The organism is Adlercreutzia faecimuris, assembly GCF_022669055.1.
In the GTDB taxonomy this organism is placed as follows: domain Bacteria; phylum Actinomycetota; class Coriobacteriia; order Coriobacteriales; family Eggerthellaceae; genus Enterorhabdus; species Enterorhabdus faecimuris.
The window spans coordinates 586,101-607,155 of record NZ_JAJMLW010000001.1; the positions used below are offsets into that span (position 1 = coordinate 586,101).

A 21,055-nucleotide genomic window follows, 5' to 3' on the forward strand; every position below is an offset into this window, starting at 1 on the left:
CCGGCCTGGCCGGCAAGCGCGTCATCCTGAAGCAGTGGTACCTCAAGGACGGCGTGTGGCATCAGAACGTGAACTTCGGCAACGACGCCTACACCGACGCCGCGCTGAAGGACGGCGTGCAGACGCCGACCGACGGCGCCGCCGCCATGAAGGTGATCCCCGGCTCGACCCTCGACGCCACGCACAAGGGCGTCTGGGTGCTCACGGCTGACGGCACGGCCGCCGCCGAGGCCGGCCGCTACACCTTCGCCAACCTGCCGACCCGCTACGCCGAGGCGCACCAGGGCACCCAGCCCGGCGCCGAGTACCTGGCCGGCTACACGGTGGAGCTGTGGGGCGGCAACGCCGCCGACGCCATGCAGGGCGTCCCGGCCACGCTCTACCAGCAGCCCGCCGACGACGCCACGCCCGCGGACGTGGCGGCCGACGTGGTGAACTCCCAGGCCTACAACGGCCAGGACGTCATCGCGGCCGGCACGCTGGCCGACGGCGCGACCACGCCCTACACCGCCAACAACTACCCGCTGCAGTGGCGCGAGCTGGCGGCCCAGGACACCTACGCCGCCGGCACCGGCGACGCGGCGGTCGACTACACCAAGTACACCCTGGACGGCATGATCGTGCTGGCCGGCAAGGCCGAGGCCAACAGCCAGCCGGCCACCACCGTCACCTCGGAGGGCCTGAGCTTCGACTGGACGCTCGGCCGCGACGAGGCCAACCTCAACGGCGGCTTCGGCTTCTACGGCACCGGGCGCGTGGGCGGCTTCGTCTTCCAGGACAAGAACGTGGACGGCTTCTACACCGACGACAGCACGCTGCCGGCGGGGGAGAAGAAGACCGGCGACAAGCTGGTGGCGGGCGAGACGCTCCAGGTGGCCCAGTGGTTCTTCGTGCCCAACGGCACTAAGGCCCCGGACGGCCGCGATATGGTGGAGGCCCTGAAGGCGGCCGGCTACCAGGAGACGGCCGACGCCTACACCAACGACATCGACCGCACCACCAGCGCCGACGGCGTGTGGGTGAGGTCCAAGACGTTCAGCTACCGCACCAACGTGTCCGAGCTGCCCGCCGGCGTGACCGTCGACGGCAGCGGCGGCACGGTGGCTCTCGACAGCCGCACCGTCATCGACGACGCCGGCTACTTCTCGGGCGCCGTGACCGACGGCAACGGCGTCTACGGCTTCGATGAGCTGACCCCCTACGTCTACGTGGATATGCTGACCACGGGCGAGGGCGACGCGGCCACCACCGCGCTGTCCGACATCCAGCCCTACTTCGCGGGCCGCGCGCACGTGAACCTGCCCGTGGGCGACGTGGTCATCGGCGGCGAGGAGCCGACCGAGCCCGAGGAGCCCGCCGAGCCCGTCATCGGCACCGGCGTGATGGTCGACGCCATCGACGGCGACGCCGACCCGCTGCGCACCCAGGCGGCCCAGGTCACCTCCGACAAGCTGTATATGGCGGCCTACCGCGTCATCCTCGACGAGGTGGAGCCCGACTACGCCATCACCTTCCCGCATCAGGGCCTGCTGCCCGACCAGGACGCCGGCCATGACATCACGAACGACTCCGACGCCCTGCGCAAGAGCGGCAACCTCATCAACCTCATCGACGAGGTGGACGGCGAGACGAACGACGACGGCACCACGCCGCGCACGGACGGCTACGCCATCGTGGCCGCCGAGCTGCCGGCCGACGGTGACGGCGACGACCGCGGCCAGTACCAGATGAACACGGCCTGCGCGTCGGCCAACACCACGGCCTTCTACAACGGCAAGCGCTACGACCTGCCGCGGCCCAACGTGGCCGAGGTGCACGGCGGCGACGCCGGCCTGGTGGAGCTGCTGAAGGCCAACATCGCCGGCCGCGTGTGGGACGACCGCAACTACGACGGCATCCAGGCCACCAAGGTGGTCGACGGCAAGACCGTCACCGACAACGACGCCGAGCCCGGCATCGCCGGCAACGAGATGCGCCTGACCCAGTGGATCTACGTCTCGCCCGAGAAGTGGACGCAGTTCGCCGAGGGCCATGCCGACCTGGTGGCCGGCTCGCAGGCCGTGGTGGACGCGGCCGTCGTGCCCGGCTCGGTGGACGCCGACCATCCGCACGGCACGCTCGCCCAGGGCGTGTGGCTGCGCAACCTCCTGTTCGGCGAGGACCGCTACACGGCCTTCACCGGCGAGGACGGCGTGCACCATCCCTACGTGACCGATTCTGAGTACCACGGCAACGGCATCGTGAAGGTGTGGACGTCCGACGGCTCCAACGTCGCCAATGGCGGCCAGGAGCTGGGCGTCTACCTCTTCGACAAGCTGCCCACCGTGTGCGTGGTGCAGTCCAAGACCGGCGAGGCCGACGAGTTCTACCTGGCGGCCTACCGCGTCGAGGTGCCGTTCATGAACCAGACCGCGGCCCTCGACCTGCCGAAGGCCGCCACCGACACCGACCTGGCCGTCGACGGCGTGGCCGGCAGCCGCAATGACACGTGGCTGCTCACCCGCCATCGCGCGCTCGACGCCGCGGGCAACCCGCTCGTGGCCACCGACTCCGACGTGGAGAACCTCACGGCGGCCAACATCGGCGTGGCTGGCGGCTACATCGTGCGCCAGCAGAACTCGCAGAAGCAGAACGACACGAGCGATCGCCAGCTCAACGGCCAGATCATCCTGTCCCAGACGACTGATGAGGCGGGTAACACCACCGAAACGGTCGACAAGAACGAGAACATGTCCTCCGACAAGGTCATTTACGACTGGATGAAGGAGGTGCCCGACGGATCCGGCCTGTACCATGGCGGCGACGTGGGCGAGGTGCTTCCGCCGTACCAGTCCATCTCCGGCAAGGTGTGGCTGGACAAGTCCAACGACGGCATCCAGAACACCTACCCCGACGACGTGGCCGGCCCGACGGCCGAGCCCGGCATCGCCGGCGTGCAGGTGTCGCTCGAGCGCTACTGCTACGTGGCCGACGGCGCCGGCACCTGGCAGTGGGACGACCAGTGGGCTGATCAGGCGCCCGCCCAGTTCCGCGACCAGTACGCGTCGGCGCGCAACGACATGGTGCCCGGCGTGGGCCACTGGGAGCGCGGCGGCGCCTCCGTCGACGGCCAGGGCTTCGCGCTCGATGCCGACGGCTACCATATCTACAACCTGGACGGCTACGGCTACGCCAACGTGCTGACCGACGCCAACGGCGCCTTCACCTTCGGTACGCTGAAGAGCTCTGACCTGCGCTGGGTGAAGGACGGCAAGGTGGTGGCCGAGGGCACCGAGGGCGCGACGCTCAAGGTGGTCGTCTACGGCTACAAGGTGCGCCTGACCGACGAGAAGTTCCGCAGCCGCAACCTGCTGGCCGCCAACATCAAGGTGGACGACCCCGGCGTGGACGGCACCGTGCCCGACTACCAGAACGACTCCGACCTGGTGTACACCACCGGCTACGCCATGGCCGCCGATGAGTACGCCGTCCTGCTGAACGTGGAGGACACCGCGGACTACCTGGCCAGCGCCCAGAACGCCGACCCGACCAAGGTGTCGGTGGTCTCGCAGCCGAGCAACGTCGTGGCCGCCGGCAACTCGTTCAACCCCAACCAGGACGAGTCCGACCGCTACAGCCGCCTGCCCGCTCCCACCGGCATGGATCGCATGACCGCCGAGGCCGCCGGCCACGACGGCCATCCGGCCACGCTGCGCTACGACCGGGCCAAGGGCGCCGACCGCAGCCACAACGACGTGGGCATCATGGAGATCCCGACCCACTTCATCAGCGGCTACGTGTGGGCCGACGCCAACTACGACGGCGTGTACGACACCGCCAATAACAACAAGTTCACCGTGGACGGCAAGCCCTACGAGGAGCAGGGCCTGGTGGGCAAGAAGGTCATCCTCAAGCAGTGGTACTTCAAGCCCGCGACTGGCGCCGACGCCGGCAACGGCGGCACCTGGATCCAGGTGGAGGACTTCACCAACCGCGTCGCCAGCAAGGCGAGCGTGGCCCGCTCCGCGTCGACGGCGGCCCTCACCGCCATGGCCCGCGTGGCCGGCGCCCCGTCGACCCGCGCCGGCGCGGTGGAGTGCTCGACGCTCACCCAGGCCGCCGCGGCCGACGGCTCTACGCTGGACGGCTACTACCTCTTCGATCGCCTGCCCGTCTACGTGGCCGTGGACGGCACCGAGTACCTCGCCGGCTACACGGTGGAGGTGCAGGGCGGCACCGACGCCACCGCGATCAACTTCCCCGTCACCAAGGAGGAGGAGACCGCGACCGGCCAGAACTCGACGGCCCACATCATCGGCACGCAGCTTCAGGCTCCCGCCAAGGTGGCCTACCAGCCCGCTGCCGGCGCCGTGGCCGACAACACCTACGCGAACACGAACTACCCGCTGTTCTGGAACAGCCTGACCGGCCAGGCGCTCATGGACGACACCTACAACGGCGTCGACGCGGCCGGCAACGAGGTGACCGGGGGCGTCAACAACACCTCCAACTCCACGCTGGACGGCATGATCGTGCTGGCCGGCAACGTCACCGCCTACACCCAGGACGACAACTACCGGGTGCTCCAGACGCGCACGGATGCCGACGGCACCACCACGACGGTGGGCTTCGACATGGCCACCGGCCGCGACGAGGATCAGCTGTCGGCCGGTTACGGCTACTTCGGCACCTCCACCGTGGGCGGCACCGTGTGGTTCGACGCCGACTTCGACGGCGCCCAGGAAGTGGGCACCGCCGGCGAGTACGGCATCAACGGCCAGGAAGTCCGCCTGACCCAGTGGTACTACCTCTCCGGCACCGCCAACGCCGGCGAGACCGTGTTCACCGCGGACGCCGTGGCCAACAACAAGGGCCAGCAGCTGCGCCCGACCCGGGACTTCGACGTGAAGGCCGCCGACGGCAGCCTGCTCATCGACGACATCGAGCTGGTGCGCGACGGCGCCGGCAAGGTGACGGGCGCCTGGGTGCGCAACCCGAACTTCGGCGACAAGGTGACGGAGCTCCAGGACGTCGAGGTCAAGGACGAGGACGGCAACGTCATCGCCACCACTCCGCAGCCCGTGGTGGTGGGCTACGCCGGCTATGCCAGCACCCACACCGGCCACGACGCCACGGCCAACCTCGACGGCGTGTACGCCTTCGCCGAGCTTCTGCCCTACGTGCAGTTCGACGCCGACGGCGCGCCGCTCTACCCGGGCGAGGCGGCCGATGAGGCCACCGACGACGTGCTGGCCATCGCCGCGTACCGCGTGACGCTGCCCAGCCTGCCCGAGGGCCACGTGCTGACGGCCTACCACAGCGCCGCCGCCCCGACCGACGACGACTCCGACGCCGCCCGCGACGTGCTGCGCCAGCAGGCGATCACCAGCTACCCGCAGTTCAAGGCGGCGGGCGAGCAGGACGACAACCTCTACGCCCAGTCCACCGGTTTCATCATCACGGCCAACGCCGCCACCCCGGCGGACAACACGCCGTACGTGAAGACCATCGGCGGCGTCCTCTACGACGTGGCCAACCAGGTGACGGGCCGCTCCAACGTCAACAGCGGCCTGTACGTCGTGCCGCAGAAGACCATCGACGGCATGGTGTGGGACGACACCGAGTCCGACGACAACACGGCCTCCGACGGCATCCGCGACGCGGACGAGCCCGGCATCGCCGGCCAGAAGGTGCTCGCCACCCAGTGGTACTACGTGCCCAAGGGCGACGGCACCGCCGACGACCCGATCAACCAGATCCCGGCCGGCTACACGGTCGAGTGGGTGCTGGCCGACGGCTCCGTGGCCGACGCCAAGCCCGCCTCCCTGGCCAACGTCCAGGGCGCGTGGGTGAAGAACGGCGGCTTCGGCAACGACTGGCTGTCCACCGTGCCCGCGGGCGACGGCACCGACGCCCGCGTTCCCGCCCAGACCGGCGGCACGCTGGCGGCTGAGGCCGACGGCACCACCTTCGACGTGGTGTCCGTGCTGACCGGCGACGGCGCCGACGGCACGACGCTGGGCCGCTACGCCTTCGACCACCTGCCCTCCGCGGTCATGAAGACCAACCTGACCACCGGTATCGACCAGTACTTCCTGGCCGGCTACCGCCTGGAGCTGGAGAAGGTCAACGACATCACCGCCGACGGCACCGACCCGTGGCACCTGACCTCCTACCAGCAGGGCGCCAACGCGGCCGTCGACTCCGACGCGTCGCTGGCCAAGCGCGGCTTCACCGTGAAGGACAGCTTCCTCATCGCCAACCGCGACCGCGCCAACGACGGCCAGGTCATCCTGGCCACGCCCGCGGCCGCCGGCGGCACCTCGGCCATCGCCGAGAGCCTGGCCGACATCCCGGCCAAGCACGCCATGGACGCGGCTGGCGCCGTCTGCTACCAGTGGACGCTGCCGGCCGACCGCACGGCGGGCGACGTGGGCGAGATCAAGCCCGCGTACCGCTCCATCGCCGGCTACATCTGGGGCGACAACGACTACCACGACGGCTTCTACACCTACGAGGCGGGCTCCTATCCCGACCCGGTCACGGGCGACGTCATCGACATGGACGGCCCCGAGCAGGGTCGCTTCCCGCGTGACGTGTACCTGCGCCAGTGGTACTGGGATCCCGAGGCCAACGGCGGCAAGGGCGAGTGGAAGCCCACGCCTGCCGGCGGCTACGGCGATGACTACCTGGCGGCCGACTTCTGCTACCGCCACGTGCAGACCGAGGACGCCGACGCCGACCGCGGCACTCTGACCGGCTACTTCGAGTTCGACGACCTGCCGGTGCGCGTGTTCGTGGACGGCAAGGAGCGCCTGGCCGGCTACACCCTGTGCGTCAAGGGCAGCCTGGGCTACAAGCCCACCATCCGCCAGGCCAACGACACCCGGACCGGCGACCCGCACATCACCGCCACCACCTTCGACACGTGGAACTCCAAGAGCCACGAGGTGGTGACCGACACGAGCGCCGCGCAGGTGATCGACCGCTACGGCGAGGGCATGTTCCCGCTGTACCGCAACACGGCCACCTCGTCCGACGGCGACATCCACACGCTCGACTCCATGCTGGTGCTGGCCGGCTCGCAGACCAAGGACGCCACCGACGGCGCCGTGGCCGAGGCCCAGTACCAGATCGACGCGGCCTCCGACGGCGTGACCGCCCAGTTCGACCTGACCTACGGCAAGCGCGAGCACCGCATGAACGGCGGCTTCCTCGTGCCGCCGGCGGCGCCCGTCACCGGCTTCATCTGGAACGACGCCGACTACGACGGCGTGCGCGACGATGACGAGGAGGGCGTGGCCGGCGTGCTCGTCCAGGCCGTCCAGTACTACTGGGGCCCGCTGAGCGACGCCGCGGACGCCGACTACGGCTGGATCGCCACGGGCGAGCCCATCCTGCCCGTCGCCACGTCCGACGGCAAGGTCGACCCCGTCAACAATCCCGACAACCTGAAGAAGGGCCAGTACAAGACCGACGACCTGCCCACCAGCTACCAGCCTGACAAGACCAAGGCGGCCACCTACCTGGCCGGCTACCGCATCGAGGTCGTCAAGCTGCCGGCCGGCGCCACGCTGACGCGCGCCCACGTGGCCGCGGACGCGGACGGCTACGCCACCGAGTCCGACATCTACCGCCCGAGCGGGTCTGCCAACGAGCACCTGCCGCTGGTGAACCGCTTCGACCAGACGGGCAAGCTGGACGAGGGCGAGACGGGCCCGACCACCCGCGCCGACGGCATGGTCATCACGGCCCGCCGCAAGCTGACCGACGTGGATCCGTCCAGCGTGGTCAAGTACGCGGGCATCAGCTACAACCTGACCGCCAGCGAGACCGTCCAGCAGGGCGGCGACGCCGGCCTCATCTACATCCCCAGCACCACCATCAACGGCGTGGTGTGGGACGACAGCTACCATCCGGCGGGCGACCCCGTCACCGACATCGCCGCGCGCAACCGCTCCTACAACGGCATCCGCGACGGCGTCACCTACGACGACTGGGGCAACGTCGCTATCGCCACGCCGGAGCCCGGCCTGGCCAACCGCCTGATGGCGATGACCCAGTGGATCTACGACGACGCGGCCGACCAGTGGAGCCTGGTGGCCGGATCCAAGCGCACGGTGCTGACCTCCGACGGCAAGGTGACCGACGGGCTGGGCAACGAGACCGTGGACGAGACGAAGCGCGGCACCTACGCGTTCAGCGGCGTTCCGTCGGCCATCATGACCACCCGCGGCGACGCCACGGTGTCGGTGGCGCCCACCTACGGCGAGGATCGCAAGGCCAACGCCGCCGAGAGCTTCTTCGGCGACACCTACCACCTGGCCTCCTACCAGGTGGAGCTCATGGGCCTCGACGAGGTGACCTTCGACGAGACCACCGGCCAGCCCGGCGGCGACAACGCCGACGGCACGGCCGACGGCATGTGGATGCTCACGCGCTACCACCAGGGCACCGACATCCGCCGCGACTCCGACGCCGAGAGCTCCGACCGCACCGGCACCGCCGGCGGCATGGTCGTGGGCGACCAGACCACCGTGGCCGGCGAGTCCGGCACCCGCGAGGGCTCCCCGGTGGCCGTGGCCACCGGCGCCGGCGAGGGCGCCCGCATCATCGTGGCGCGCGAGGGCGTGCTGGCGGGCGAGGGCGTGAAGAACCCGACCCACCTGGCCGCGGCCTCCGACTACGCCACCGTGCCCGTGGGCCAGCTGGTGAAGGACGGCACCAACGCCGTGGCGTCCTACGACTGGCTGACCGTGGGCGGCGCCGTGACCGGCGGCAACGTCGGCGCCGTGCGGCCCACCCTCCAGTCCATCGACGGCATCCTGTGGGATGACGGCTACGACGGGCGCTTCGAGGGCGTCGACGACGTGAAGGACGAGTTCGCCCGCGCCCATGCCAACAACGGCATCCAGGACATCCGCGAGCTCGGCCTGAACGGCTACAGCCTCGACCTCGACCGCTACTGGTACAACAGCGACACCGACCAGTGGGTGAAGGACGACGACTACCAGTACCAGACCGTCACCACCGTACCCGACGGCTCGGGTGGCTTCACCACCCAGGCGACCGACGGCGTGGTGACGGGCGAGCATCCGCTCTACCAGATCCTCGACGCCTCGGTCATCCCGGCCCTCACGCTGGGCACGGGCCAGTCCGTCAAGGCCGGCTACGTCATCCAGAACGGCTACTACAAGTTCGAGGACCTGGAGACGGCCGGCATCGAGAAGGTGGACGGCAAGGATCGTCGCGTCGTCTACAGCTACAAGGTGCGCGTCACCGACGAGCGCGTCGTCGACGACAAGATGATGAAGGCCAAGTACCGCGTGAACGATGCCAACGGCGACCCGGTGGACTACCTGGTCAACTCCGACCTGGGCGAGGACGACGCCCTGACCGCCGCCGACGAGTACATCGTGCTGCTGGAGGTCGTGGACAAGCAGGGCGCCACGCCGGACGGCCGCGTGTCCCACGAGTCCAACATCATCTACGCGCCGGCTTCCAACAACCACGACCAGACCAAGCCCGCCAAGCGCGATGCCAACGGCGACATCGTCTACGCCACTGACGAGTACGGCACCAAGACCATCGTCGCCGCCGACGACTTCTCCAACGTGAGGACCTCGGCCGACGGCAAGCTGGTGGCCTACGACCTGATGATGGGCGTCAACCGCACCGGCAACGACGGCGGCCTCATCAAGCCGCCCACCTACGACATCAACGGCTTCGTGTGGGAGGACGCCGACTACGACGGCATCTACAACTACGAGCCCGAGCAGCGCTACGACGCCGACGGCCAGCCGGAGGAGGGCCTGTACTCCGAGCAGGGCTACAGCGGCAAGACGGTCATCCTGCACAAGTGGTACCTCGACGAGACGGGCGCGTGGCAGGCCGACGGCACCGCCGAGGCGCTGACCGACGCCACCGCGCATCCCGACGGCATCACCGGCTGGTTCGAGTTCACCGACCTGCCCACCGCCCGCCTCATCGACGGCGCGTGGCGCCTGGCCGGCTACACGCTGGAGGTCAACGGCCACAACGGCGAGGACGGCATGATGTCGCTGCTCGTCACCGGCTACGAGTGGGATACCACCAAGCGCGACGCCCGCAACAACAAGGCGCATCCGATGGCCCAGGACGGCGAGTTCGCCGCCTACGGCCTGGCCGACGGCAACTTCCCCGTGATGCTGGGTAAGAAGAACCTGCAGACCGGCGCCGAGGCGGACGCCGAGGGCGCCACCGACGGCGACGGCGGCGAGCGCGTGTCCAAGAACGTCATGGACGGCCGCATCGTCCTGGCCGGCGTGGCCGACCAGAGCTTCCCCGGCCAGTTCCTCGACGCCGAGCGCGACGGCCTGAAGATGGCCTTCGACTTCGCCAGCGGCCAGGATCAGACGGCCATGAACGCCGGCTTCGCGCCACCGGACTACACCAACCTCATCGGCCTGGTGTGGTACGACGAGAACTACGACGGCCTGTTCGAGGACGAGGACGGCCTGGAGGACATCCAGGTGGTCCTGGCCCAGTACTACTTCGTGCCGCAGCTGCACGCCGACGGCCACCAGCTGTTCTACGACGAGGAGAGCAACAAGGATCTGACGCCCGAGCAGATCGCGGGCGACGAGTGCCGCAACGTCATGTACTGGGTGGAGGAAGCCGACGGCTCCGCCAGCCTGCACATCGACCGCCGCTACCCGCATCCCGACCTGGCCGAGTCGAACGGCACCGTGTACCTGATCCAGGGTGCCATGATGTATCCCTACGAGCTGCTGGTCGAGCGCGACCTACGCACGATGCGGGCCAAGGGCACGTGGGTGCTCAACAAGAACTATGACGGCAACGGCGGCGAGCCGATCGACCCGAACCCGCCGGTGGATCCGAACCCGCCGGTGGATCCGGACGAGCCGCCGACGCTGACCGACGATGAGAAGGCCGAGATCCTGGCGCTGGCCGACGCTGACGCCATGATGGTCTGGATCGCCGACCCGGCCCGCCAGCTGCACCAGCTGAAGGCGTTCGCCGAGCTGCGCGCCGCCTTCCTCGACGGCACCGAGACCGGCACGCCGGCCACGGCCGTCCAGGCGGCGCTCGACAAGCGCATCGCCGAGCTGGAGGCTCCCGAGCCGATCGACCTGGACGAGGGCGGCGAGACGACCGATCCCGGCGAGGGCGACGGCACCGAGACGGCCCGCTTCGCGATGCGCCGCGCGGCGGCCCGCCCGCTGGCCGACGAGCCCGCCGGCGACGGCGACGCCGACGAGCCGGTCAAGACCGAGGGCTACCACGAGGTCACCTTCACCGACGTCGACGGCAACTACAACTACGAGAACCTGCCGGCCTACGTGCTCATCGACGACGCGGCGGCCGACCCGGCCAACCCCGACAAGGAGCAGATCTACCAGCCGCAGGATCCGAGCCTGCCGGCCCAGACCGACGTGAACTTCGACACCGCGACGCCGTATCTGGCCGGCTACGCCGTGGCCGTGGTGAAGAAGGGCGAGTACCTGGTGTCTCGCTTCCACGTCGACACCGGCGCCGACAAGACCGACTCCGACCTGCGCGAGTTCGACGCCGTGATGACCGGCGACTACAACGAGATGGGCCACCATGACGAGGCCTACGCCGTGGTGGCACGCAAGTCGGACGAGGGCGACCGCGCCACCTTCGCCAACGACCGCTACGAGGTGACCTATCGTGGCACCAAGTACGACATGGCGAACCGCCTGCGCCTCAAGCACGCCGGCGACGCGGGCCTGGTCACCCAGGATCCCGTGCGCGTGGCCGGTCGCGTGTGGAACGACGCCAACGCCGACGGCCTGCAGGACTTCACCGAGGTGGAGGGCCCCGAGGGCGAGCTCATCCAGGTTCCCACCGAGGACGAGCACGGCATCGACGGCGCCTACGTGCGGCTGACCCGCTACTGGTACGACATCACCGGCATCGGCTCGCTCGAGGGCGCACCGGGCGAGGATCACGACGAGGAGCTGACCCCGGACAACTCCGAGCTGTCCGAGGAGGCCATCGAGCGCATCAACGGCCTGAAGGACGCCATCGAGAAGGCGCTGGCCGCCGATGTGGAGGCCGAGCGCGCCCTGAACGAGGCGCAGGATGCCGTCGACGCCGGCGAGCCTGGCGCCGAGGACGCCCTGGCCGAGGCCGAGCTGCGCAAGGCCGAGACCCAGGCCGCCAAGGAGGCGGCGGTGGACGCCGCCGTCGCGTGGATCTGCGAGCCCAAGCCGGGCGTCGACCCCGACGACTGGACGAAGGGCCCGGCCCGCACCTACGAGGAGCTGCTCGGCTTCGAGCAGGTGGCGTGGACCTACCTCTACGGCTTCACGATGGGCCCGGACGGCAACCCGACCGGCGACCCGGTGTTCGAGGAGATGCGCGAGGAGTTCTTCGTCTGCACCTTCGTGGTGAGCCAGGACATGGTGTTCGACGACTCCGAGCGCGGGGTCTGGCGTCGCGACTGGTCGTTCGACCAGGACGACGTGCCCGTGCTGCGCGAGGGCGCCGAGGGCACCTACACCGACTACTACAGCCTGACCGACGCCGACGTGGCGCACCTGTCCGCGTTGCTGCCCGACGACGTGGTGCTCGACGAGCTGGGCAACGTCACGTTCCCCGGCTCGGTGTTCACCACCACCGTGTCGAGCGGCGACTGGGAGTTCTGGGCCAAGGGCACCGGCAACCACTACCTCGAGAAGCGCAACGAGACGGTGAAGGTGCTCTACGGCTACCGCGCCGAGGTCATCAGCTACCCGGATACCGAGGCCTACGTGCCCACCCTGCAGCACGTCGGCACCGGCGACCCGGTGCTGGGGCTCATCGACTCCGACTTCGACGACGCCACCCAGGCCCTGCGCCCGAACGCCGTCGACGTGGTCGACGACGCCAAGAAGGCGCTGACCGACCAGGTGCAGGTGGGCAAGCTCATCGTGCTGGCGCGTCTGGCCGATGACAACGAGGCATCCCGCACCCAGGGCCCCGGCGCCCACTACTCCGAGATGGGCGGCGGCCAGATCACCCCGGCCGACCCGTCCGTCGACGAGGATCCCGAGGAGCCGACGCCCGGGCCTGATCCCGATCCCGACACGCCGGAGAACCCGGGCGAGGGCGGCGACAAGGGCGGCGGCGGCGACGCCGGGACCGGCGGCGACGCTGGCGATGCTGGGACTGGCGGCGATGCCGGCAGCGGCACCCGGGCCGCCGAGCCGCCCGCGCTGGCGCGTGCCGGTGCGGCGGGCCGTGCCGAGAACATCGACGAGTTCGCCGAGATGCTCGAGTGGATCGAGGGCGCCACGCTCACGCAGCTGCGCAACCTCACCGACGAGCAGCGCAAGACCATCGACGAGCAGCCCATGCTGAAGGAGGCCTACGAGGCGCGCCTGGCGTACCTCGAGTCGCTGCTGGGCTCCTCGGGCTGGTCCGACATCAACTGGCACGACAGCCTCGATCACGACTACGGCGTGGTCAAGCTGGCCAAGGCCCACATCGCCGGCGTGGTGTGGCGCGACGACAACTACAACGGCATCCGCGACGCGGGCGAGGGCATCGGCATCGCCAACGTGCCCGTGAAGCTGACCCGCTACTGGTACGGCAAGGACGAGAACGGCCGCATGGCCTGGATCGCCGACGACAAGTACAACGCCAAGCCCGTGTGCCTGACGCGTTCCGCCGCCGACGGCTCGTGGATCTTCGACGAGCTGGACGTGGCCGGCAAGCGCACGGTGGACGGCGTCGAGACGGTCGTGCTCTACGGCTACCAGGTGACGGTGGAGGACCTGCCGCGCGGCTACGGCGTGACCCTGATGAACCAGGGTTCCGACGGCACGGTGGACTCCGACCTGGACGAGATGACCAAGATCCTCGACCCGGCCGACCCGCACGGCGGCATGATCGTGCTGGCGGGCGTGTCCACGCGACCCGACCTGGCCGCGCAGGGGTCGTCGGTGCACCTGGCCGGCCCGGCGGGCACCGCCTGGGTGGTCGGCGAGGGCGTCGACTGCGACTACAACGACACCGGCCTGGTGCCCTACGCGCTGGCCTCCATCGCCGGCATCGTGTTCGAGGACCCGGAGGGCGACGGCCTGAAGGGCGACACCGCCATCGGCCTGTTCGGTCGTCCGGTGTACCTCGACCGCATGGTGCTCGACGTGGATGCCGAGTTCGGCTTCAACGCCCCGGGCTACGTATCCACGGCGCTCAAGGCCATCACCGGCGAGGGCGTCGACGGCGCGGGCACGTGGACCGAGGTGGCGTCCCAGATGACGGGCGCCGACGGGTCGTACCGCTTCGACGGCCTGCCCATGGTGGACGACCAGGATCGCCCGTACATCTACCGGGTGCGCTCGATCCTGCCGGACGGCACCGAGTTCGTGGCCATCAACGTGGGCGGCAACGACAACGACGACAGCGACTGGTGGAACCTGCTCGGCTCGCAGAGCGTGGGCATCACGCCCGGCATGGCCGTGCTCGGCGCCTTCCGCGCCGGCCGCGACGAGCCCAACGCCTACGGCCAGCGCTTCAACTTCCTGGTGCCCTACAACTGGACGCCGGAGGTCGGGCGCGCGGTCGACCTGGGCGTGAAGGTGAAGCCCGAGGAACGCGACCCGAACCGCAACCCGCTGCGGCCCTACAAGCTGGTGTGGGACGAGAAGACCGGCACCTGGAAGATGCTGCCGCAGACCGGCGACAGCACGCTCCTGCTGAACTGCATGGCCCTGGCGAGCCTGGGCGCCCTGCTCATCCTGCTGCTGGCCATCCGCCGCCGCAAGGACGACGAGGAAGAGGAGTAACCGACAAGGCGGCCGCCCACCCGGGCGGCCGCCTTGCGTTAGCGGTAGCGCCCGTCCCAAGCCCCACGGTAGCGCCCGCCTAGTCGTGCGAGCCTCGTTTCCCCAGCTCATCTTTGCGTGTCAAACACCTTGGACACTCCATCGCCCGGCGCGCCCCCTGATGTCAAGGCCCTTAGGTGGTACGATGCCCCACGGCGTGGCACCCTCTACCTCGAAAGGACGGACATGCAGATCGGCCAGCAGATCAAGCGGCACCGGGCACGGCTCGGCCTTTCCCAGGAGGACTTGGCGGCGCGCATCTACGTCTCGCGCCAGACCGTGTCCAACTGGGAGACCGACAAGACCTACCCCGACATCCAGAGCCTGCTTCTGCTGAGCGAGTGCTTCGAGGCGTCCGTCGACGACCTGGTGCGAGAGGACGTGGAGGCCATGCAGGAGATCATCGAGAACGACTGGAAGAGGATGACGCGGCTGTGCGCGTGGGGCTGGGGCATCTTGCTGGTGGGGCTGGCGGCGTTCGCGCTGCTGGCCGGCGAGGGAGGCGGCTCGGCCATCGTGCCCGGCGTGCGCGAGGGCACGCTGCTGGGCGGCGTGGTGTTCGCCGGGTGCTTCGCGGCGGGGCTCGTGTGCCTGCACGCGGTCGAGCGCCTCAAGAAGAAGAACGACCTGGTGACCTACCGCGACCTGGTGGCCTACTCGAAGGGCGAGGCGCCGGCGCGTGACGCGACCGCCTTCGACCGCCGCCATCCGGTGGCCGCGAAGCTGCTCATGGCCGCCGCCGCGGCCGCCGTCGGCCTGGTGGCGGCCTGGCTGGGCATGACCGCCCTCGACGCGCTCGGCCTGCTGTAGCGCCCGCGGCGCCGGGCGCGCCGCGCCGGGGCATCGGGCGCGCGGCGCGTCTCCGCCGCGCCGGGGCAACGCGCCCCGCCAACTGCGCCGCGCCGGGGCAACGCGTCTCGTCAGCCGCGCCGCGGCGGGGGAGGCGCCCCCGAGGCGCCGCGGAACGTCCGGGGCGCAGCTCGCCCGACGCCCGGCAGTCGCAGCCCGGGCGCCTCTGCACCGCCCCCGAGCCATCGGGGCCGCTAAGCTGGCCTCTCGTCCCCCGACGAGAGGCCAGTCCATGTCAGTCTTCCTTACGCACCAGAGTGCGCTCGCCTTTTGGCGTTGGCAGCGCGAATTCGATCATCGTCGCCCCGTGCCCGTGAAGGCGGAGCGCTATCTTGGAAAGGAGCCGACGCGCGCCGAGGTGCGCGACGCCGCGCGACTAGCCCTTCCGGGCGGCAGCGAGGTGCATGTGGCAGTTCCTGAGGGAGCTGCTCGCGTCAATGCGCAGGGGATTAAGTACCACCGGTGGAGCCGCGCAAGCTGCCGTGGCTCCTATATGCGCGTAGGCGAGAGCGTCTATGTGAGCTCGCCTGAGATGCTATTTCTCCAGATGGCGGGCACACTGTGCGTCGAGCATCTGATCGAGCTCGGGTACGAGCTGTGCGGGGCGTTCTGCTATTCGGCGGTCGATGGCGGCCGGCGCTCATGCGAGCCGGTAACGACCCCCTCGGCTCTGGCACACTTCGTCGGCGACGCAACGGGAGCGCATGGGGCTGTTAAGGCGCGATCCGCTGCTGTGCATGTTCTGGCAGCCACGCGCTCTCCTCGTGAGGTGCACTCCTGCATGCTGCTCTCGCTGCCTTGCTATCTTGGGGGTTATGGGTTGCGAGAACCAGAGCCGAACGGCCTGATCGTCTACGACAAGGCCGCTTTCAGGCGCTATCGGGGAGGTCACCTGAGCTGCGATCTTCTTTGGCGCGATGCGCGCTTCGCCGTCGAGTACGAAAGCGACGAGTTCCATGCTGGCGGCGAGGCCTATGTCGCCGATTCGCGACGGCGCAACAAGCTGAGGTCATTGGGGTACGACGTTGTGACGCTGACCAACGACGAGATGAAAGATCCGATGGCTATGGATGGCCTGGCTAAGAGCGTCGCCCGCGCCCTAGAGCAGCGGCTTCGTCCGGCTTGGGGAGACTATGAGGATCGGAAGCGCCGCTTGCGCCGGCTGCTGCTCTCGCCACGTGCTCGCGCCGATGCGGCGCATCTGTCGTTTCCGGCGTCGGGGTGGGGTCTTTAGACCGGCCTGGACACTTTTGTGCTCTTCAATGGCAATCTATTGAGGTTTGGCATACTGCGTGTCTCGCTTAGGGTCGCTTTCTGCCCAAAATGGGTCTCTTTTTGCCGTTATTTGCTCTCAAGGGGCGATTGAAGCGTTGTCGGACTATGCCAAACCTCGATAGATTGCCAACGAGATGGCCGAAAGTGTCCGGAGGGGCACGCCGGCTGGGGCGGCATGCTTGCTGGGATGGCGCCCGGAAAGCAAGCGGGGCCCGCCGGATGGCGGGCCCCGCTTGCTGCGTGCCGCGTGCGGGCGCCTAGGCCTTGAAGTAGGCCACGCCGCCCTCGAAGAGGGGCTGCCACAGGTTGCCGGGAACGTTCTTGTAGACGGCGTCGCCGATGCGCTCGGTGTGGCCCATCTTGCCGAGCACGCGGCCGTCGGGGCTGGTGATGCCCTCGATGGCCAGCATCGAGCCGTTGGGGTTGACGGCCAGGTCCATCGACGGCGTGCCCACGGCGTCCACGTACTGCGTGGCCACCTGGCCGCCGGCGACCAGGGCGTCCAGCACGGCCGGCGGCGCCACGAAGCGGCCCTCGCCGTGGCTGATGGCCACCGTGTGGATGTCGCCCACCTCGCAGGCGCTGAACCACGGCGACAGGTTGGACGCCACGCGCGTGTTCACCAGGCGGCTCTGGTGCCGGCCGATGGCGTTGAACGTGAGCGTGGGGCAGTCGGCGTCCATCGGGCGGATGTCGCCGAAGGGCACGAGGCCCAGCTTCACCAGCGCCTGGAAGCCGTTGCAGATGCCCAGCATCAGGCCGTCGCGGCGCTGGAGCAGGTCGCGCACGGCCTCGGTGACGGCGGGCGCGCGGAAGAACGCCGTGATGAACTTGGCCGAGCCGTCGGGCTCGTCGCCGCCGGAGAAGCCGCCGGGGATCATGACGATCTGCGACTCCCCGATGGCGCGCACCAGGGCCTCGGTGCTCTCGGCGACGGCGGCCGGCGTCAGGTTGTTGACCACCAGCGTGGTGGCGCGGGCGCCGGCGCGCTCGAAGGCGCGGGCCGAGTCGAACTCGCAGTTGTTGCCGGGGAACACGGGGATGACGACGTGGGGCTTGCCCGCGTCGGTGCCCAGGAGCGCGGGGCCGTGGTAGGTCGCGCCCCCGCCGGCCGTGTAGCTGACCTGCGGAACCTCCGGCGCGGCGGCGCGCTCGGCGGCCGGCGTGCGGTAGGGGAAGACGGGCTCCATGCGCGCCTCCCAGGCCTCCTGCAGAGGCGCGAGCGGCACCTCCTCGCCGTTCGCGCGCAGCATGTAGTCAGCCGTCGTCCGGCCGATGACGTCCACTGCCGCATCGGCGCCCACCTCGGGCACCGCGGCGCCGTCGGCCAGCTCCACGAAGAAGCTGCCGTAGGCCGGCGTGAACAGCGCGTCGGCGATGAACGGGGCCGCGAGCTCCACGCCCAGGCCGTTGCCGACGCACATCTTGAACAGGGCCTCCGCGCCGGCGCCGTAGCCCGGGGTGGACACGGCCAGCGCGTCGCCGGCGCCCACCAGCGCCTCCACGGCGTCGAGCACCGCGCGCAGCGACGCGGCGTCGGGCCGCAGGCCGGACGGGTCGTCGGCGGCCGGCGCCGGCGCCAGGCACAGCACGCGGTGGCCGGCGCCCTTGAACTCGGGCGAGGTCACGCGCGACACGGGCCCGACGGCGGTGGCAAAGGACACGAGCGTCGGCGGCACGTCGAGCGTCTCGAACGAGCCGGACATCGAGTCCTTGCCGCCGATGGCGCCCACGCCCAGGTCGATCTGGGCCATCAGCGCGCCGAGCACCGACGCCACGGGCTTACCCCAGCGCGCGGGCTCGTCGCGCAGCTTCTCGAAGTACTCCTGGAAGGTGAGGTAGGCGTCCTCGCGGCGGAACCCCGCGGCCACCAGCTTGGCGATGGACTCGACCACGGCCAGGTAGGCGCCCTCGTACTGGTTGGCGCTGCTCAGGTAGGGGTTGAAGCCCCAGGCCAGGCCCGAGCACGTGGTAGTCTCGCCGTCGACGGGCATCTTGGCGACCATGGCCATGGCCGGCGTCAGCTGGCGCGCGCCGCCGAAGGGCATGAGCACCGTGGCCGCGCCGATGGTGGAGTCGAAGCGCTCGGCCAGGCCCTTGTTCGACGCCACATTGAGGTCGGTCAGCACGGCGGCCAGGCGGTCGGCCAGCGCGTCGCCGGCGCGGCCCCAGGCCGCCGGCGCCTCCCACGCGCCGCCCGCGGCCACGGCCACGTCCTGGGCCTTGGGCGCGCCGTTCGACGCCAGGAAGGCGCGGCTCACGTCCACGATGCGGTCGCCGTTCCAGTCCATACGCACGCGCGGCTCCTCGGTGACCACGGCGATGGGCGTGGCCTCCAGGTTCTCCTCGTGAGCCAGTGCGATGAAGGCGTCCACGTCCTCGGGCGCCAGGGCCACGGCCATGCGCTCCTGACTCTCGGCGATGGCGAGCTCGGTGCCGTCGAGCCCCTCGTACTTCTTGGGCACGGCGTCCAGGTTGATGAGCAGGCCGTCGGCCAGCTCGCCCACGGCCACCGACACGCCGCCGGCGCCGAAGTCGTTGCAGCGCTTGATCATGCGGCAGGCGTCGCCGCGGCGGAAGAGGCGCTGGATCTTGCGCTCGACCGGCGCGTTGCCCTTCTGCACCTCGGCGCCGCACGTCTCCATCGACTCGAGCGTGTGCGACTTGGACGACCCCGTCGCGCCGCCGATGCCGTCGCGGCCGGTGCGGCCGCCTAGCAGCACCACCACGTCGCCCGGGGCGGGCGTCTCGCGGCGCACGTGGTCGGCCGGGGTGGCGCCCACCACGGCGCCGACCTCCATGCGCTTGGCCGCGTAGCCGGGGTGGTACAGCTCGTTGACCTGGCCGGTCGCCAGGCCGATCTGGTTGCCGTAGGACGAGTAGCCCGCCGCCGCGGTGGTCACGAGCTTGCGCTGGGGCAGCTTGCCGGGCAGCGTCTCGGACACGGGCGCCAGGGGGTCGGCCGCGCCGGTGAGGCGCATGGCCTGGTAGACGTAGCTGCGGCCGGAGAGGGGGTCGCGGATGGCGCCGCCCACGCAGGTGGCCGCGCCGCCGAAGGGCTCGATCTCGGTGGGGTGGTTGTGGGTCTCGTTCTTGAACAGGTACAGCCAGTCCTGCTCCTCGCCGTCCACGTCCACCTTTACCTTGACGGTGCAGGCGTTGATCTCCTCGGACTCGTCCAGGCCGGTCATGATGCCGCGCGCCTTCAGCCAGCGCGCGCCGATGGTGCCCATGTCCATGAGGCACACCGGCTTGGCGTCGCGGCCCAGCTCGTGGCGCAGCTCGAGGTAGCGCTCGAAGGCGGCGCGCACGGCGTCGTCGGCGATGGTCACGTTGGTGAGCTCGGTGCCGAAGGTGGTGTGGCGGCAGTGGTCGGACCAGTAGGTGTCGATCATGCGGATCTCGGTGATGGTGGGGTCGCGCTGCTCGTCGGCGAAGTACTCCTGGCAGAAGGCGATGTCGGCCAGGTCCATGGCCAGGCCGCGCTCGGCGATGAAGGAGGCCAGCTCGTCGCGGCTCAGGTCGCGGAAGCCGTCGATGACCTCGACCGGGTCGGGCTGCGGGTAGTCGACGGCCAGCGTGTCGACGGGCTCGAGCGACGCCTCGCGCGCCTCCACCGGGTTGATGACGTAGCGCTTGACGGCGGCCACGTCGTCGTCGGTGAGGGGGCCCTCGAGCATATACACCTTGGCCGAGCGCACCGTCGGCCGCTCGCCCTGGCTGATGAGCTGGATGCACTCGCTGGCCGAGTCGGCGCGCTGGTCGAACTGGCCCGGCAGGAACTCGACGGCGAACACCGCGGCGCCGTCGGCCGCGGGCAGGTCGAAGGCGGCCGTGTCGGACTGCGGCTCGCTGAACACCGTGGGCACGCACGCCTCGAACAGGTCGCGGCCGATGCCCTCCACGTCATAGCGGTTGACCAGGCGCAACCCCTCCAGTCGCTCGATGCCCAGAATGCCGCGCAGCTCGTCGGCCAGCTGGCGCGCCTCGACGTCGAAGCCGGGCCTCTTCTCAACGTACACCCGTGAAACCATGGAACCTGCCTTCCGTTCGTTTTACCTGGGGTACATGATAAAACAAGGGGAGGGGAAGAGGGGCGAGGGGAGAGAAGGGGA

General features: G+C 69.9%; 4 protein-coding genes (1 of these 4 running past the window's edge). 3 read left to right on the forward strand and 1 reads right to left on the reverse strand.

Annotation, left to right across the window (positions count from 1 at the left end; genetic code table 11):
* The 3 genes from LPT13_RS01935 to LPT13_RS01945 form a co-directional block, all read left to right on the forward strand.
* Positions 1-14,777 carry the final stretch of an SdrD B-like domain-containing protein gene (locus LPT13_RS01935; RefSeq protein WP_242162942.1) on the forward strand. Its footprint begins 51,835 nt before the window's first position, so only the last 14,777 of its 66,612 coding nucleotides appear in the window; its start codon lies off the left edge, out of view; the stop codon is at positions 14,775-14,777.
* Between the two features lie 225 nt (positions 14,778-15,002).
* Positions 15,003-15,626 carry a helix-turn-helix transcriptional regulator gene (locus LPT13_RS01940; RefSeq protein ID WP_242162944.1) on the forward strand — a complete coding sequence of 208 codons (624 nt, stop codon included), beginning with the start codon at positions 15,003-15,005 and terminating at the stop codon, positions 15,624-15,626.
* A 271-nt stretch (positions 15,627-15,897) separates the two neighbouring features.
* On the forward strand, positions 15,898-16,899 hold the full coding sequence (locus LPT13_RS01945) for a hypothetical protein (protein ID WP_242162946.1): 1,002 nt from the start codon (positions 15,898-15,900) through the stop codon (positions 16,897-16,899).
* A 298-nt stretch (positions 16,900-17,197) separates the two neighbouring features.
* On the opposite strand, the gene LPT13_RS01950 is transcribed toward LPT13_RS01945, so the two are convergent.
* Positions 17,198-20,974, reverse strand: a complete 3,777-nt coding sequence (locus tag LPT13_RS01950; protein WP_242162948.1) for a phosphoribosylformylglycinamidine synthase — start codon at positions 20,972-20,974, stop codon at positions 17,198-17,200.
* Positions 20,975-21,055: the final 81 nt, after the last annotated feature.

What these genes read in the sequence shown, in the direction of transcription:
- LPT13_RS01940 (WP_242162944.1), top strand. Translation starts at nt 15,003, where the DNA reads ATGCAGATCGGCCAGCAGATCAAGCGGCACCGGGCACGGCTCGGCCTT.
- LPT13_RS01945 (WP_242162946.1), top strand. Translation starts at nt 15,898, where the DNA reads ATGTCAGTCTTCCTTACGCACCAGAGTGCGCTCGCCTTTTGGCGTTGG.
- LPT13_RS01950 (WP_242162948.1), bottom strand. Translation starts at nt 20,974, where the DNA reads ATGGTTTCACGGGTGTACGTTGAGAAGAGGCCCGGCTTCGACGTCGAG.